The sequence below is a fragment of the Actinomadura violacea genome (assembly GCF_017573465.1).
In the GTDB taxonomy this organism is placed as follows: Bacteria; Actinomycetota; Actinomycetes; order Streptosporangiales; family Streptosporangiaceae; genus Spirillospora; species Spirillospora violacea.
This window is the reverse complement of the sequence record NZ_JAGEPF010000019.1, coordinates 26,354-42,103: the sequence shown is the minus strand read 5'-3', so window position 1 is coordinate 42,103 and position 15,750 is coordinate 26,354. Positions and strand designations below refer to the sequence as shown.

Annotated in this window: 13 protein-coding genes and 2 riboswitches; of the genes, 7 read left to right on the top strand and 6 right to left on the bottom strand. The window is 73.6% G+C overall.

Features of this window, described 5'->3' with window-relative positions; genetic code table 11:
- Positions 1–11: 11 nt before the first annotated feature.
- Positions 12–1,073 carry an ABC transporter ATP-binding protein gene (locus tag J4709_RS29970; protein WP_232384224.1) on the bottom strand — a complete coding sequence of 354 codons (1,062 nt, stop codon included), beginning with the start codon at positions 1,071–1,073 and terminating at the stop codon, positions 12–14.
- Positions 1,074–1,153: 80 nt separating this feature from the next.
- Between J4709_RS29970 and J4709_RS29965 the strand changes: the two genes are divergently transcribed.
- Together J4709_RS29965 and J4709_RS29960 are read left to right on the top strand one after the other, a co-directional pair.
- The gene (locus tag J4709_RS29965) at positions 1,154–1,879 is read left to right on the top strand and encodes a FadR/GntR family transcriptional regulator (protein WP_208245403.1); all 726 of its coding nucleotides are present in this window, start codon (positions 1,154–1,156) and stop codon (positions 1,877–1,879) included.
- A gap of 16 nt (positions 1,880–1,895) precedes the next feature.
- The gene (locus tag J4709_RS29960) at positions 1,896–2,588 is read left to right on the top strand and encodes a cache domain-containing protein (RefSeq protein WP_208245402.1); all 693 of its coding nucleotides are present in this window, start codon (positions 1,896–1,898) and stop codon (positions 2,586–2,588) included.
- Positions 2,589–2,777: 189 nt separating this feature from the next.
- Here the strand turns inward: J4709_RS29960 and J4709_RS29955 are convergent, their stop codons facing one another.
- The 3 genes from J4709_RS29955 to J4709_RS29945 all read right to left on the bottom strand — a co-directional run bounded on the left by J4709_RS29955 (position 2,778) and on the right by J4709_RS29945 (position 5,705).
- Positions 2,778–3,065 (bottom strand): Lrp/AsnC family transcriptional regulator, encoded by a 288-nt coding sequence (locus J4709_RS29955; RefSeq protein ID WP_151593712.1) that lies wholly within the window; start codon positions 3,063–3,065, stop codon positions 2,778–2,780.
- 38 nt (positions 3,066–3,103) lie between these two features.
- Complete coding sequence (locus J4709_RS29950) at positions 3,104–3,853, bottom strand: rhomboid family intramembrane serine protease (protein WP_208245400.1); 750 nt, start codon at positions 3,851–3,853, stop codon at positions 3,104–3,106.
- A gap of 61 nt (positions 3,854–3,914) precedes the next feature.
- On the bottom strand, positions 3,915–5,705 hold the full coding sequence (locus J4709_RS29945; protein WP_208245397.1) for a DEDD exonuclease domain-containing protein: 1,791 nt from the start codon (positions 5,703–5,705) through the stop codon (positions 3,915–3,917).
- 332 nt (positions 5,706–6,037) lie between these two features.
- Here J4709_RS29945 and J4709_RS29940 point away from each other — a divergent pair, with 332 nt between their 5' ends.
- From J4709_RS29940 to J4709_RS29920, 5 genes are all read left to right on the top strand, one after another.
- The gene (locus J4709_RS29940) at positions 6,038–7,300 is read left to right on the top strand and encodes an NYN domain-containing protein (RefSeq protein WP_307801651.1); all 1,263 of its coding nucleotides are present in this window, start codon (positions 6,038–6,040) and stop codon (positions 7,298–7,300) included.
- Between the two features lie 194 nt (positions 7,301–7,494).
- A complete protein-coding gene (locus J4709_RS29935) occupies positions 7,495–8,541 on the top strand; it encodes a C40 family peptidase (protein WP_307801650.1) in 1,047 nt (348 codons plus the stop codon).
- A 501-nt stretch (positions 8,542–9,042) separates the two neighbouring features.
- Positions 9,043–9,241, top strand: a riboswitch (cyclic di-AMP (ydaO/yuaA leader).
- 234 nt (positions 9,242–9,475) lie between these two features.
- A riboswitch (cyclic di-AMP (ydaO/yuaA leader) is annotated at positions 9,476–9,614 on the top strand.
- Between the two features lie 11 nt (positions 9,615–9,625).
- Entirely contained in the window at positions 9,626–10,627 is a 1,002-nt protein-coding gene (locus tag J4709_RS55825) for a CHAP domain-containing protein (RefSeq protein ID WP_307801649.1), read from the top strand.
- A 63-nt stretch (positions 10,628–10,690) separates the two neighbouring features.
- The gene (locus tag J4709_RS29925) at positions 10,691–12,040 is read left to right on the top strand and encodes a basic secretory family protein (protein WP_232384223.1); all 1,350 of its coding nucleotides are present in this window, start codon (positions 10,691–10,693) and stop codon (positions 12,038–12,040) included.
- Positions 12,037–13,443, top strand: coding sequence for a M48 family metallopeptidase (locus J4709_RS29920; RefSeq protein WP_232384222.1), 1,407 nt, complete (start codon positions 12,037–12,039; stop codon positions 13,441–13,443). Before J4709_RS29925 ends, J4709_RS29920 begins: the two co-directional genes overlap by 4 nt.
- A 479-nt stretch (positions 13,444–13,922) precedes the next feature.
- Here J4709_RS29920 and J4709_RS29915 read toward each other — a convergent pair whose 3' ends face one another.
- Complete coding sequence (locus tag J4709_RS29915; RefSeq protein WP_307801648.1) at positions 13,923–15,149, bottom strand: L,D-transpeptidase; 1,227 nt, start codon at positions 15,147–15,149, stop codon at positions 13,923–13,925.
- A gap of 189 nt (positions 15,150–15,338) precedes the next feature.
- Positions 15,339–15,749, bottom strand: a complete 411-nt coding sequence (locus J4709_RS29910) for a cytochrome c oxidase subunit 4 (protein ID WP_173099892.1) — start codon at positions 15,747–15,749, stop codon at positions 15,339–15,341.
- Between the last annotated feature and the right edge of the window lies 1 nt (position 15,750).

Below are 15,750 nucleotides of genomic sequence, written 5' to 3'. Positions count from 1 at the left end.
GGAACTCCTCTTTAGTTGGGGGTTTTCGCGGGGGTTTCAGTGCTCGGTGCGGCGCCGGCGACCTGGAACTCGTGCGCCGCGTCCCAGCCGACGCGGACGCGGGCGCCGCGGTGGCGGTTCGCCTCCGCCGGTGACTCCGCGAGGTTCTGGCGGAGCGCGACGACCCGGTCCCCCGCGTCCAGGTCGACGACGAACCTCGTCACGGCGCCGGCGTAGACGACCTCGGCGACCGTGCCCTCGGCGTGCCGGTCCCCCGCCGGCCCGCCCGTCTCGGTGGGTTCCTCCGGGACCGCTCCACCGTCGAGGATCCGCACGCGCAGCTTCTCCGGCCGCACGCAGACGCCCCCGATCCGGTTGGTCGTGCCGACGAAGCCCGCCACGAACTCGGTCGCCGGATGCTCGTACACCTCCGCCGGCGTGCCGACCTGCTGGACGCGGCCGCCGTCCAGGACCGCGATGCGGTCGCTGAGCGTCAGCGCCTCCTCCTGGTCGTGCGTGACGAACACGAACGTGATCCCGGCGCGCCGCTGGATCGTCTTCAGCTCGACCTGCATCTCCTCGCGCAGCTTCAGGTCGAGGGCGCCGAGCGGCTCGTCGAGCAGCAGCACCTTCGGCTCGTTGACCAGCGCGCGGGCCAGCGCGACCCGCTGGCGCTGCCCGCCCGACAGCTCGGCGGGGCGGCGCGCCCCGAACCCTTCGAGGCGGACGCTGCGCAGCGCCTCCAGCGCCCGCTCGCGGCGCTTCGCCTTCGGCACCCGCCGCACCTTCAGGCCGTACTCGACGTTGCGCAGCACGTCCAGGTGCGGGAAGAGCGCGTAGTCCTGGAAGACGGTGTTGACGTCACGGTCGAACGGGGCGAGGCCCGTCACGTCCCGGCCGGCCAGCTCGACCGTCCCGGACGTCGGGCGCTCGAAGCCCGCGATGAGCCGCAGCACCGTGGTCTTGCCGGACCCGGACGGGCCGAGCATCGAGAAGAACTCGCCGTCCCCGATGTCGAGGTCGACGCCCGCCACCGCCTCGACGGCGCCGAAGGTCTTGCGCAGATCGCGGATCCTCACCGCTGAAGCCGGCATGAACGAAAACATATGGAGTCATAGGTTTTAGTTCAAGTGACGATCCGGTATCACTGAGTCAACGCGGGGAGAGGGGGCCCATGGACGGTGCGGACGGCGCGCGCCTCGTCGTGTTCGCCCCCGTCGACAACACCGCGCGGGTCGACGCCGTGGTGCGGCGGATCGGCGACGCCATCGCGCTCGGCCTCCTCGACGACGGGGAGCAGCTGCCCAGCGAGACCGAACTCGCCGGACATCTCGGTATATCGACGGTAACTCTACGCGAAGCGCTGATGGCCTTGCGTCAGCAGGGGCTCATCGAGACCCGGCGCGGCCGCGGCGGCGGCAGCTTCGTGCGCGCCCCCGCCCGCCCCTTCGTCCTCGACGAGCGGCTCCGCCCGCTGTCCGCCGAGGAGCTGCGCGACCTCGGCGACCACTACGCCGCCATCGCCGGCGCCGCCGCCCGGCTGGCCGCCCGCCGCTCGCTGCCCGGCGACGTCGGCCGGCTCCGCCGCTCCCTCGCCGAGATGACCCGCCCGGACGCCGCGCCGCGGATGTGCCGGCTGGACGGCCGGCTGCACCTGGAGATCGCCGCCGCGTCCCAGTCCGTCCGGCTCACCCGCGAGGAGATCCGGCTGCAGGCCGACATCGGGCCGCTCATCTGGGCCGTCCACGACGAGCCCGGCGCCCGCCGGGCCGTGCACGCCCAGCACGTCCGGATCGTCGACGCCATCGGGCACGGCGATGAGGACCGCGCCCGCGATGTCGCTGAAAGTCACGTCGCGAATGCGATAGAACGTCTGATTGACCGACGGCTCACCCTCTGACCCGAGGTGGACCCCCATGCCCCCCGAGCCACCGTCCGCCGGCGCGGCGGCGGACCGCGTGCACGCGACCCTCGACGCCGTCTTCGGCACGGTCGCCGAGGTCCGCGACGCCTCGGCGCGGCTGCTGCGCGCGGTGCGCGGCGCCGGGCGCGCGCCGGTCCGCGCCGACCTCGCCGCGCTGCGCCCGCTGCTGCTCCCCCGGCTCGGGCCGCTGGTGTGCGGGCTCGGCTTCATCGCCGCGCCCCGGCTGCTCGCCGACGCCGCCTGGTACCTGGAGTGGTGGCAGGCCGGCCCCTCCGGCCCGTCCCAGCTGCTGCGCGACCTGAACCCCGAGAGCAGCGCCCTGTACGACTACACCGCCTGGGACTGGTTCACCGGCCCGGAGCGCGGCGCCGAGAAGACCGTCTGCGGCCCCTACGTCGACTACCTGTGCAGCGACGAGTACGTCCTCACGCTGTCCGCCCCGGTCCGCGTCGGCGGGGAGTTCGCGGGCGTCGCCGCCGCCGACGTGTTCGCCCGCACCTTCGAGCACGAGATCGTCCCGGCGCTCCGCGAGATCCCCGCACCCGCGTTCGTGGTCAACGCCCCCGGCCGCGTGATGGCGTCCAACACCGCGACGTGGCCGCCCGGCGCCGTCTACCGCGCCCGCCCCGGCCACACCGCCCACCCCTGCGGCGACCTCTCCCTGACCCTGATCACCGCTGCGTAGCGCCGGCCGGATTCCCCCTGCCACGCAGCGACCCCGACCGTCGCGATCGCGAGCGAAGCCGGATTCGAGCGAAGCGAGAATCCGATCGCGCAGCGAGCCCCCAGGGCGAGTCGGAGCGATGCAGCGATCGCACGCAGCGCCCGTTGAAGGGAGGGCGCCCCAGCGCCCGACCGCCAAGGGCGCTGCAAATCAATCGGCGTCAGGGAGGCCGAGGGCGAAGGCGGCGTCGAGGTCGTGTTTGGAGTAGGTGCGGAACGCGATGTGGGTCTCGGTGCCGAGCACGCCGGGGACCTTGTTGACCCGGCCGGGGATGACGTCGTTCAGCTCGTCGTGGCGGCGGACCCGGACCATCGCCATCAGGTCGTGCTCGCCGGTGACCGAGTAGACCTCGCTGACCCCGTCCAGCGCGGCGATCGTCTCGGCCACCTCGTGGATGCGCGCGACGTCGGCCTTGACGAACACGATCGCTGTGACCACTGGGCCCCTCCCCTGGGTTCGGACGCCCCCGACTCTACTCAGGTCCGGCTCAGGGCCGCGATGCGGCGGGTGTGGCCCGCGCGGCGGGCCAGCAGCGCGAACAGCACGCCGGCGGAGAAGCCGTAGATGTGCGCGGTGTAGGCGACGCTGCTCTCCTCGTCGCCGAGCGACAGCCACTGCAGGATGAACCAGTAGCCGAGCACCACCCAGACGGGCAGCCGCAGGACGATGATCGGCGGGACGTAGCTGACGACGCGGCCGCGCGGGTTGAGGATCACGTAGGCGCCCATCACCCCGGCGATGGCGCCGGACGCGCCGATGAGCGGGACGGTGGAGCCGGGCGAGGTCCAGGCGAAGCCGTAGACGGCGATGAGCCCGAACGCGAGGTAGCTGAGCAGGAACCGCCATCGCCCGAGCCGGTCCTCGACGCCCATCCCGACGACGAACAGGAAGACCAGGTTGCCGAGCAGGTGCATCGCGCCGGAGTGCAGGAACATCGAGGTGAACGCCGACGTCCAGGGGGCCTTGCCGTAGTGGTCGGGCCCGCACTGGTTGGTGATCTCGGTGGGCAGCGGCTGCCGGTCGCCGGTGGTCAGCTCCTTGGGGACGGCGCCGTACTGGTAGGTGAACTCGGCGGCCTTGCACTCGCGGACGGAGCCCTTGCCGTACCAGGTCGCGAAGTTGGACATCGGGGTCATCAGGAACACCACGACGTTCACGGCGATGAGCAGGTACGTCATCCACGGGACGCGCCGCGCGGGCTGGCTGTCGTAGAGAGGCAGGGCCATGCGGGGTCGTCCTCTCCGGGCGCGGGGTGTCCACCGTCACCTTAGTGGGCGGGGCGTCCGTTCAGCGCCTGCCCTGCCCGGCGTCCGGGTCGTGGCTCGTGTAGGCGTTGTCGATCCAGGCGCGCAGCCCTTCGGCGCCGTGGGCGGGGCACGTCCAGGCGCCGTCGAGTTCGACGAGGCGGACGCCGGGCAGGTCGAGCCAGCGCAGCACGCATTCCATCTCCTCGGCGGTGGCGCCGGACGAGGGCGGCGCGCCGAGCGCGACGCCGCCGGGGGCGCCGCCGCCGGGCGGGAAGACGGTCTCGGCGGTGGCGATGAGGGCGTCGACGTAGGGGCGGGGGTGGGCGCGGGGCGGGACGGTCCCGGCCGCGGCGAGCCGCCCGTAGCGGACGACGGACAGCTCCCAGCCGCCGTCGAAGCCGGGCCGGGCGGCGACGAGCTCGGGGAGGCGGGCGAGGGCGGTGAGGCGCTGGCCGCGGGCGGCGGCGCGGACGAACGCGGCGAGCCGGTCGCGCTGCGCGGCGGCCTCCTCGTAGCGCAGCTCGGAGGCGAGCCGGTCGATGCGGACCTGCGCGGCGGCGACGACGGGCCGCACGTCCCCCTCCATGATCGCGTGGGCGGTCTCGGTGTGCACGGCGTAGGCGTCCGGGGACTCGCGGCCGTCACAGGGCGCGCCGCAGCGGCCGAGGTCGGCGAGCGCGCAGGTGCGGGCGCGGCCGCGCTCGACGAGCCTGACGGTGAGCCGCTGGGTGCACTGGCGCAGCGGGACGGCCTCGTGCAGCGCGGCGCGGGCCTCCTCGGCCTGCCGCCGCGAGGAGATGGGGCCGAGGTAGCGGGCGCCGTCGTCGCGGCATTCCCGCACGATCGACAGCCGGGGGAACGGCTCGGCGGTCAGCTTCAGCCAGATGGCCCGTTCGGGGAACTTGGAGCGGCGGTTGTAGCGGGGCTTGTGCTCGGCGATGAGCCGCAGCTCGCGGACCTCGGCCTCCAGCCCGGTGGCGCAGACGATGGTGCGGACGCGTTCGGCGAGGCCGACCATCTCGCGGACGCGCCGGCGGGTCTCCGAGCCGGTGAAATAGCTGCGGACGCGGGAGCGCAGGTCGCCGCTCTTGCCGACGTAGAGGATCTCGCCGCCGGCGTCCTCGAACAGGTAGACGCCGGGGGCGCTCGGCACGTCGTCGGCGAGGTGGCGCTTGCGGCGCTGCTCGGGGGTGGGGGCCTTGGCGAAGCCGCGCAGCTCCTCCAGGGAGGTGACGCCGAACGAGCCGAGCCGCTCGATGAGGCCGTGCAGGACCTCGACGGTGGCGCGGGCGTCGGCGAGGGCGCGGTGCGTCGGCTCGGTGCGGGTGCGGAAGAACCGGGCGAGGGTGCCGAGCTTGCAGTTGGGCACCTCGTCCTTGCCGAGGACGCGGCGGGCGAGGTCGACGGTGTCGACGACGGGGAACGCGGGCCAGGCGTACCCGTTGGCGGCGCAGGCGGCCTTGAGGAAGCCGATGTCGAACGGGGCGTTGTGCGCGACGAGGACGCAGCCGCGCGCGAACTCCAGGAAGGCGGGCAGCACCGAGTCCATCCGCGGTGCGGCGGTGACCATCGCGGTGGTGATGCCGGTGAGCGCGGTGATGAACGGCGGGACGGGCCCGCCGGGGTCGACGAGCGTGCCGAGCTCGCCGAGCTCCACGCCGCCGCGCACCTTGACCGCGCCGATCTCGGTGATGGCCGAGTCGGCCGCGGACCCGCCCGTGGTCTCCAGGTCGACCACCACGAAGGTGACCTCCGCCAGGGGGGTGCCGAGGTCGTCCAGGGTGCCCTGGACGGCCCGGCCCCGCCCCTGGACCTCGTGCGCAGCCGTCATGGCGGCGACCGTAGAGGACGCCACCGACAGAAGTCCGGGCCGCTAGGGTTGGGGGCGCGCCGGCACGTCCCGCCGGGCGGGGGCCGCGGGGGACGGCTCGGGGGAGCTTGGCGCGTTCCGTCCCACCCCACGTCCGTGCTGGTTAGGGTGCGTGGTGCTCGGGAACAGACAGCCCACCGGCGGCGCAGCCCGGAAGGAGCGGGATCATCGACAGCGGCCCCGAAGCGAGCCCCGGCGGCCCGGAGCCCGCGCGGCGATCGGACGATCCCGCGGGGACGCCCCCGGAGGGGCGGCTCGCGCGGCCGCTGCCCGAGCCCGTCCGGCTGAGCGTGGTGGAGGCCGCCGCCGAGCTGATCGGCGCGCTGCCGGCCGACGAGGTGCCGGTGCCGCTGCGCCGGTTCGCCCGGTTCGAGCGGCGCAAGCGCGCGAAGCTCGCCGGGCAGCACATCGCGGCGGTCCTGGAGAAGGACCCGGGGTTCCGGGGCCGGGTGGCGGAGCCGCTGCGGGAGGCGCAGCCGGACCTGGTCGAGGCGGTGGAGGGCGGCGGCGTACCGCCGGCCGCGGACCCGGTGCGGGTCGCGGTGCTGGCCTACCTGCTGCGCCCGGACGGCTGGACGGAGCTGGTCGAGGCGGCCCGCGCGGACCTGGAGCGCTCGGCGACGGCGTCGGAGGAGGAGGCCGCCGAGCGGCGCGTCGCGGCGCTGAAGGAGGAGCTGGCCGCGGCCCGGACGGCGCGCGCCGCCGAGGTCGACCGGCTGCGCGCGGAGCTGCGCGACAGCAAGGCGGAGGTCGCCGAGCTGCGCCGCAAGCTGCACGACGCGCGCGGGCGGTACCGGGCGGCGCAGGAGCGCGCGGAGACGCTCGCGGCGGACACCGACCGGGAGCTGGCGGCGGCGCGGGAGTCGTCGACGGCGGCGGACAAGGAGCTGCGCAGGCTGCGGTCGCGGGCGGCGCAGGCGGAGGCCGCGGCGGAGGCGGCCAAGCGGGCGGCGCGGGAGGGCCGCAACGTCGACGACGTGCGGCTGCGGCTGCTGCTGGACGCGCTGGTCGACGCGGCGCAGGGCGTGCGCCGGGAGCTGGCGCTGCCGTCGGTGATCGGCCGGCCGGCGGACGCGGTGGGGGCGCTGGAGCCGGACCGGCTGGCGCACCGGGCGCTGCCGGGGCGGGCGCTGTCGGACAGCGACCCGCAGCTGCTGGACCGGCTGCTGACGCTGCCGCAGGTGCATCTGGTGGTGGACGGCTACAACGTGACGAAGACGGGCTACGGGGAGCTGCCGCTGTCGGACCAGCGGACCCGGCTGGTGTCGGGGCTCGGCGGGCTCGCGGCGCAGACCCGCGCCGAGGTGACGTGCGTGTTCGACGGCGCGGAGCTGGACGCGCCGGTGGCGATCTCGGCGCCGCGCGGGGTGCGGGTGCTGTTCAGCCGGCCGGGGCAGACGGCGGACGAGCTGATCGGCGAGCTGGTGCGGGCGGAGCCGGGCGGCCGTTCGGTGGTGGTGGTGTCGTCGGACCGCGAGGTGGCGGACGCGGCGCGGCGGGCGAACGCGCGGCCCTGCCCGTCCACGCTGCTGCTGCGGAGACTGGGCCGGTCATGAGCCCGGGCGACTCCGACATCGAGTGAGATTCTCCACCATTGTCCTGCTTGATCGTGCGCTCCGTGATCTTGCCATCACGGAATGTGGGCAAAATAGGCGGAAGTCAATCAGATAGTGACGAATTAGTTGTGACGGTTGTGGCCCATCGCTAATGTCGTCCGCTGACGTAGTGGACGAGAGGGGCGAATCGGACCGTGACCAACGATCTCATCGGGGAACCAGCGCGCTCGCGCGACCGGAGAGCCGGCTCGACGGGGAGAGGGGTCACCCGCCTGGCGGTCGCCGCGTGCCTGGCGGCGACCGCATCCTTCGCGCTTCCGCCCGTGGCGGCGCAGGCCAAGCCGAAGCCCACGCACGCCCAGGCGCAGAAGAAGCTCGACCAGCTCAACGAGCTGATGGACAAGAAGGTCGAGCAGTACAACCAGAACAACGAGAAGCTGAAGATCGCCAAGAAGAAGCTCGCCGCGGCCAAGAAGTCCGCCGCGCAGGAGCAGGCGTCCTTCGACAAGCAGCGCTCGGCGATCGCGCAGATGGCGGCGGACGCCTACAAGAACGGCGACTCCACGGACGTCACCGGGTTCGTCGGCAGCGGCGACCCGCAGGCCGTCCTGGACCAGGCGGCGGTCTTCACGCAGCTGTCGGAGCAGCGCAGCACCCAGCTCACCCAGTTCCTGGCCACCGCGCAGCGGCTGCGCCGCGAGCAGGCCCAGGCGCAGAGCGCCTACGACGACGTCAAGACCAAGCACGACGAGATCGCCAAGGCCAAGAAGGACCTGGACAAGCAGGTCCGGCAGCAGAAGAAGCTGGTCCAGCAGACCGGCGGCGGCTCCTCCGGCGGCGGCACGGGCGGTGGCGGCGGCGTCGGCGGCACCTACAACGGCCCGGCCAGCGGCTCGGCCAAGAAGGCGCTCGACTTCGCCTACGCCCAGCTCGGCAAGCCGTACTCCTACGGCGCGACCGGCCCGGGCTCCTACGACTGCTCCGGCCTGACGATGCGGGCCTGGGAGGCGGCGGGGGTCAACATCACCCGCACCACCAACTCCCAGTGGGCCGCGGTGAAGCACGTCTCGCAGAGCGACCTGCAGCCCGGCGACCTGGTCTTCTTCAGCGGCCTGTCGCACGTCGGCATGTACGTCGGCGGCGGCAAGTTCATCCACGCCCCGCACACCGGCGACGTCGTGAAGATCAGCCCCCTGTCGGGCTACTACACGTCGAACTTCTACGGCGCGGGACGCCCCTGACGATCTTCTGAACGGGCCCGCACGCGGGCCCGTTCGCTCCTTCCACCGACAACGGACCAGGGCTGACCTGGTCCGTTGTTGATTTTGGGGGGGTTTGCCTTCTGTTGGGGCTTTGGTACCTTGTCACCACTCACGGCGCCCTCCAGGCGCCTGGGTCACGCGACGCCCTCCAGGCGCCGCGGCCCCCGCGGCCCGCTCCAGTGGCCGCGGACCGGACGGCACGCCCCACGCGCCGTCCCCCAGGGCGGCACGATCCACGCGTCGCCCCGCGGCACCGGGAGAGCGTGCCGCAGCGGTCTCCTGCGAGACCCGGCCGGCCCGGCCCACCGTGCGCACGCCGACAGCGTGCATGGCGCTGAGAGCGCGCCGCGTTGGACCAGAAGGGCTCCGGCCCCGGGCGGTCCCCCGGACAAGGGGCCGCCGCCATCACAACATCAGCGCCGCTCTTTCGCACGCGGGACAAAGGGTCCCGCGCACGGGCCCCATGAAGCCCTCAGGATCGCAGCGGCAGCGCCGAGTCCGCGCACGTCGCGGAGCCGGGGACCCACCTTCACCGGAGTCCGGACCACGTCCGGGCGCGCATGGCCGGTACCGGGGTGAATCGGCGCGACTCTTCCGGCACGACCGGGCGGAGCCGCCGTAGGGCCACTTCCACGCCCGAACCCGACAGCTAACCCGGTAGGCGTCTGGAAGAAGGAGTGAACCCTGTCCAGCTACCCTCTGCAGAACGCCCCGCCGCGGCCGGATGACGGGCCCATACGGGCCTCCTAGCCGAAACGGCATCAATCTCTCCGGGCGCGGCCGTCCGCCGAGCGCACGGCCGCGCCCGACCCCCTCTTTTCCCCTCTCCGCGGGCGCCCCAGCGGCGCCCCCTCCCGAGAGGCCCCCAAACCGAACCGGCGCGCCCGCCCCCGGGCGCGCCACCGCCGAGTCCGTGCCGTGCCCGCTGGGCCGGCGACGGAGCCGGGGACCCACCCATGTCCCGTCGGGGTGAATCGGCCTGCCCGCAGGCCGTAGGGCGGCTTCCACGCCCGAACCCGTCAGCTAACCCGGTAGGCGCTATGGAAGCCAAGGAGATCCCCCCGTGGCAGGCAAGCACCGCAAGGCAGCCCCCACCAGCGACACGACTCCCATCACCCCCGTCAGAAGGACCCCCGCGCACCACGCGGCCCCCGCCGAGAAGGCGGGCCACGCCCCCAAGGCGAACCCTGCGACCAGGGTGATCACCGCCCAGGTCCTCCCCGGGGCACCCGCCGCCAAATCGGCACCGGACGCCGGCGGCGAGACGCCGGCGAGCGGCCGGCACCGCAAGAACGGCCGCACCATCGCCCGGCGCACCACCGGCGGCGTGCTCGTCGGCGCCGCCGTCCTCGGCGCCGCCGTGGTCACCGCGCAGGCGTCGGTCCTGCCCTTCGGCGGGCCCTCGCCCGCCAAGCCGGCCGCGGCGGCCGACCTGGCCATCGCCAAGGCGCCGCAGCAGCGCAAGGCGGCCCAGGACCGGACGCCCGCCAAGGCGGCGGTGCCCCGGCAGGCCGCGAAGAGCGCGCCGAAGGCCGCGGCGCCCGAGGCCGCCCCGAAGGAACGTTCCAAGCCCGCCAAGCCCACCGCCGCGGCCGCCATCGACCTCGCCCGCTCCCAGATCGGCGAGAGCCCCGACGGCAACGGCGACACCAAGTTCGGCGACTGGTACGAGACCACCTCGCGCGCCAAGGAGACCGTCGCCCGCGACGGCGGCTCCGTCCAGGAGTACAGCGACGCCGAATGGTGCGACATGTTCATCTCCTGGATCGGCGACAAGCTCGGCTTCACCGACCAGATAGGCGCCGATGCCTGGACCGTCGCGCACGCCCAGTGGTTCCAGGACAACGGCCGCTGGGGCGACACCCCGAAGCCCGGCGCGATCGTCTTCTTCTCCTGGAGCGGCGGCAAGTCCAGCGACGACATCCAGCACGTCGGCATGGTCATCAAGGACAACGGCGACGGCACCATCCAGACCGTCGAGGGCAACACCGGGAACTCCGTCCAGGTCAAGGAGCGTTCGACCGACACCGTGGTCGGCTACGGCTACCCCGACTACGCCTCGTGACACGGGCCGGCGACACGGCCGCGATGGCACGGCCCCACCGGAATGCTCAATAGGATCGCGCGCATGGAGGACGGCCCGCCGCAGGACGGCCCCGCCGACGACGAGGGACCCCGGTCCCCCGGCCCCCGGCGGGGCGTACCCGTCCCCGCGGACGAGCCGTCGCCGCGCTCCGGGGCCGTGTCGCGGCGCAGGATGCTCGCCCTGGGCGCCGGCGGCGCGGCACTGCTCGCCGCCGGCGGCGCCGGCGTCCTCGGCGCGCGGTCCGGCGGCTCCCGGGCCGCCGCCCGCACCGCCCGCCCCACCGCGCCGTTCGACCCGCAGACCGCGCGGGACGTCCTGGCGAACCGGTCGCGCGCCGTCGCCGGCGGCGACCGGACCGCGTTCCTCGCCACCGTCTCCTCCGCGCCCGCCGCCTTCCAGGACGCCCAGGCCCGGCTCTACGACAACCTCCGCAGGCTCCCGCTCGACGGCTGGACGGAGCGCTTCGCCGGCACCGAGTCGGCGAACGCCGAAGGCGGCGCCGCCGTCGTCCGCGTCGAGACCCGGTACCGGCTGCGCGGCTTCGACCGCGGCGACGTCGCCCGCACCCGCCACCTCGCCTTCGCGCCCCGCTCCGGGGCCTGGACGATCGTCGGCGACGGCTCCGCACTCGGCCGGCGCGACGACGCGGAGATCTGGGACGCCGGGCCGCTGACCGTCGTCCGCGGCCGCTCCAGCCTCGTCATCGGCGACGGCGGCGGGCTGCAGGGCATCGCGAAGCACCTCGACGTGGCCGTCCCGGTCGTCACCGGCGTCGTCGGGAAGAACTGGGCGCAGCGGGCCGTCGCGCTCGTGCCCGCCGACGAGCGGCTCGCCGCCGCGCTCGCCGGGCCCGACGAGAGCCTCGGCCAGATCGCCGCGCTCGCCACCGTCGCGCCGTCCGCGGGCGGCGGCCGCGGCGAGGACCGCGTCATCGTCTCCCCCGGCACCTTCGGCCGGCTCAACGCGCTCGGCCGCACCGTCGTGCTCACCCACGAGCTGACCCACGTCGCGACCGGCGGCGCCACCGACCGCACCACCCCGCTGTGGCTCATCGAGGGCTTCGCCGACTACGTCGGCTACAAGCACGCGAAGGTGAGCGTGAAGTCCGCCGCCAGCGAGCTGCGCCGCGAGGTGAAGGCGGGCCGGGTGCCGTCCGCGCTGCCCGCCGCCGCCGACTTCGCCGGCTCCTCCGACCACCTCTCGCAGGCCTACCAGGAGGCCTGGCTCGCCTGCCGGATGGTCGCCGGCCGGTACGGTGAGGCGACGCTCGTCCGGCTGTACCGGGCCGCCGGGCGCTCCCCCGAGGCCGCCGCGCTGCGCTCCGTGCTCGGCCTCACCCGGGACCGCTTCGTCGCGCAGTGGCGCGACTACCTGAAGAAGGAGCTCACATGAGCGAGGGAGACGGCGGCGAGCCGTCGGTCGCCGAACCCCCCGGCCGCCCGGCCGCCGCGCCCGGCGCGCCCGCGGACGGCGGCCCGCCGATGCGGGGAGCCCGCCGCGCCGCCGCCCTCACCGCCGTGCTGCTGTTCGCCGGCGTCGCCGCCGTCCTCGGCCTCACCACCCCGTGGAACCCGCTGCCCGGCCACGTCCCCGGCGGGCACGTGCAGGCCGACCCGTCCCTCGACTTCACCCCGCACGAGATCGCCCGCGCCAAAGCGTTCGACGGCGCCATCAACCCGCCCGCCTACTCCGGGCTCCTCGTCGGCCTCGCCGTGATCCTCGTCCTCGGCTTCACGCCCCTCGGGTCCCGGTTCATCGGCTGGACGACCGCGCGCGTCCGCCGCCGCCCGCTGCGCGTCATCGCCGCCGCCGTCGCGCTCACCACGCTGCTGCGCGTCATCGGCCTGCCGTTCGACATCTGGAGCGAGGCGGTCCTGCGCCACTACGGCCTGTCCACGCAGGCCTGGCCCGCGTGGGCCGTCGACCAGCTCAAGTCCCTCGGCGTCACCTGGGTCATGTACACGGTCGCGCTGCTCCTGCTCTACGCGATCGTCCGCCGCTTCCCCCGCTACTGGTGGACGGGCGCCGCCGCAGGCGGGTTCGTGCTCGTCGTCGCCGTCTCGTTCATCTACCCGATCGCCGTCGAGCCGGTGTTCAACAAGTTCCACTCGCTGCCCGCCGGGCAGCTGCGCACCGACCTGCTCGCCATGGCGAAACGCGACGGCGTCCCCGTCAAGGACGTCCTCGTCGCCGACGCGTCCCGCCGGACGACGTCGCTGAACGCCTACGTGTCCGGGTTCGGCTCGACGCGGCGCATCGTCCTGTACGACACGCTGCTGAAGTCGCCGCGCCCCCAGATCGAGTCGATCGTCGGCCACGAGCTCGGCCACGCCAAGCGCGACGACGTGCTGTGGGGCACCCTCGTCGGCGCGCTCGGCGTCGCGGGCGGGCTGTGCCTGCTCTACCTGCTGACGACGTCCCCGCGCCTGCTGCGCCGCGCCGGCGTCGCCCCGCACGTCCCCGCCGCCCGGAGCACCGGCCCCGCCGACCCCCGCTCCATCGCACTGGTCCTCGCTCTCGTCGCCGCCGGAACGCAGCTCGCCGCCCCTGTCCAGAACCTCGTCAGCCGCCGCATCGAGGCCCGCGCCGACGCGCACGCCCTCGACCTCACCCGCGACCCGAAGACCTTCGTGGCGATGCAGCACGAGCTGTCGGTCCGCAACATCGACGACCCGAACCCGAACTGGGCCGAGTACCTGCTCTGGATGACCCACCCTTCCGGCCCCGACCGCATAGCCATGGCCCGCACCTGGTCCAAGATGCGCCACGCCCCCATCCCACCCCCGCTCCACTAACCCAAGCCAGAACGCCCCCGGCCCCGACGGCTTGAAGCCCAGCCGCCAGCCGCCGTAGGCGGACATTTAGAGCGAGCGCTGGCGAGCATGCCCCACAGCCCGAACCTCAGCGCCGGAAGATTGAAGCTCAGCCACCGTTCACGGGCAGGCACGCGGAGCGAGCGCCAGCGAGCGCAGCGGGCCTGCCCGACGACCGACAGGCTGTTTCGCCGCGGAGCGCTAGCGGAGCGGCGAAACAGCCTGTCGGTCGTGACGGGGGTTCCAGGGGGTCGCCCCCTGGGAAAACACAGCCCACGGGCAGGCACGCGGAGCGAGCGCCAGCGAGCGCAGCGGGCCTGCCCGACGACGGACGAGGCGTTTCCCGCGGAGCGCTAGCGGAGCGGGAAACGCCTCGTCCGTCGCAACGGGGGTTCCAGGGGGTCGTCCCCCTGGACCAACACCGTAACGGGGGTTCCAGGGGGTCGCCCCCCTGGACAAACTCAGTTATGGCTGGCGCGGGGTTTCTGGACGGCGCCGTTGCCGGATTGGGCGGACAGGGTCGCGGCGTCCATGTGCGGCGCCGTGGAGACGGAGCGCTGCAGGGCGCTGCCCTTGACCCAGTCGCTCCAGCCCATCTGCCAGAAGCCCCAGCCGTTCTGCGGGTCCAGTTTGCGGCTGGTGCCGGTGACGGTGACGACGTCGCCGCGCTGCGCCAGGTTGTAGAACCACTTGGCGTCGGACGGGCTGACGTTGATGCAGCCGTGGCTGACGTTGTCGTGGCCCTGGTCGCCCACCGACCACGGGGCGCTGTGCACGTATTCGCCGCTGTCGGAGATCTTCACGGCCTTGTAGACGGTGAGGCTGTAGTAGCCGGCGCAGCCCTGGCCGCAGCCCTCCCAGTCGGACGTCATGGTGACGGGGTCGTCCTTCTGCATGGTGAGGTGGACGCCGTCGGTCGTGGTGTACTTCTCCTCGCCGCCGCGGCCCATGCTGGTCGGGATCGTCCGGGCCTTCTTCCCGTTGATCTTCACGACCATCTTGTGGTTGTCCTCGCCCGCCGTGGAGACGTGGGAGTCGCCGACGGTGAAGTTCACGGCGTAGTCCTTGCCGCCGTACATGCCCTTGCCGTTGTTGACGCCGCTGAGGTGGGCGATGAACGAGGCCCTGGTGTGCGCCGGCCAGTACTCCTTGGGCCGGAACACGACCTCCTGATTGCCGAACCAGTGCCAGGCGCCCTCGACGGGCTTGTCGGAGCGCACCTCCAGCGCCTTCTCGACCGACGCCCGGTCCTGCACGGGCCGGTCGAAGTGCATGATGATCGGGATGCCGACGCCGACGGTCTCCTTGTTGTAGGGCGCCTCGACGTTCACCCCGAACCGTTTCTGCACGGTCGCGACGGTGAAGCCGCTGCGGACGGTGCGCGTCTTGCCGTCCTTGCCGATGGCCGTCGCGTCGACGGTGTAGGACTGGCCCGGCGTGAGCGACCAGCGCGACCGCCACTGGGTGCGGTCGGCGTTCAGGTCGCCTTCGACGGCCTCGCCCTTGGCCGTCGACACCGTCACGTTCGCGATCCTGCCGGTCTGCGCCCGCACGTCGATCGGGCTGTCGGGCGGCAGTGCCGCGCCGCCGCCGGGCGACACGGCGAGCCGCACCGCGTCCCGCCCGTCCAGCGCCTGCTCCCCGGAGCATGCCGCGACGCCCGCCACCATGCCCGCGCCAGCGAGCACGGCGGCGGCGCGCCTTCCCCGGTACCTCGGTCCTGAGTCACCCACCCGCACTGTGGACCCCCCGGTCGTTTCCCACCTGGACGAGCGATTCGCCTGGCCAGCCCTATTTGCTGGGACGACGTCCAGTATGTGAAAGGGGCGGTACCCGCGAAAATGCGGATACCGCCCCTCTTGGGGTTCTTTTACTGATCAGTGGGCGAAATGACCCCGGTAGTACTCGAACACCAGTCCGATGCAGGACATGATGGCGGCGCACGCGCCGAGGATCACCAGCCACCAGCCGAACACGATGCCGAGGGCGACGGCCGCGGCCGACAGGCCGACGAACAGCGGCCACCAGCTGTGCGGGCTGAAGAAGCCCAGCTCGCCGGCCGCGTCGGCGATGTTGCCCTCCGGGTCGTCCTCGTACAGCGGGCCCGCGTTGGCCCGCTCGAGGCGCCGGACGGTGAAGTGGATGTAGAACCCGATCAGGCCCGCGAGGCCGATCGCGAGGGCGAGCGCCGTCGTGCCGGTCCAGTCACCCGACCAGAGCCAGTAGACGATGTCGGTGGCGAGGAAGAAGACCGCGCAACCGTAGAACATGAACGCCTGGACGCGCATC

What these genes read in the sequence shown, in the direction of transcription:
- J4709_RS29970 (WP_232384224.1), bottom strand. Translation starts at nt 1,073, where the DNA reads ATGCCGGCTTCAGCGGTGAGGATCCGCGATCTGCGCAAGACCTTCGGC.
- J4709_RS29965 (WP_208245403.1), top strand. Translation starts at nt 1,154, where the DNA reads ATGGACGGTGCGGACGGCGCGCGCCTCGTCGTGTTCGCCCCCGTCGAC.
- J4709_RS29960 (WP_208245402.1), top strand. Translation starts at nt 1,896, where the DNA reads ATGCCCCCCGAGCCACCGTCCGCCGGCGCGGCGGCGGACCGCGTGCAC.
- J4709_RS29950 (WP_208245400.1), bottom strand. Translation starts at nt 3,853, where the DNA reads ATGGCCCTGCCTCTCTACGACAGCCAGCCCGCGCGGCGCGTCCCGTGG.
- J4709_RS29945 (WP_208245397.1), bottom strand. Translation starts at nt 5,705, where the DNA reads ATGACGGCTGCGCACGAGGTCCAGGGGCGGGGCCGGGCCGTCCAGGGC.
- J4709_RS29925 (WP_232384223.1), top strand. Translation starts at nt 10,691, where the DNA reads ATGGAGGACGGCCCGCCGCAGGACGGCCCCGCCGACGACGAGGGACCC.
- J4709_RS29920 (WP_232384222.1), top strand. Translation starts at nt 12,037, where the DNA reads ATGAGCGAGGGAGACGGCGGCGAGCCGTCGGTCGCCGAACCCCCCGGC.
- J4709_RS29910 (WP_173099892.1), bottom strand. Translation starts at nt 15,749, where the DNA reads ATGCGCGTCCAGGCGTTCATGTTCTACGGTTGCGCGGTCTTCTTCCTC.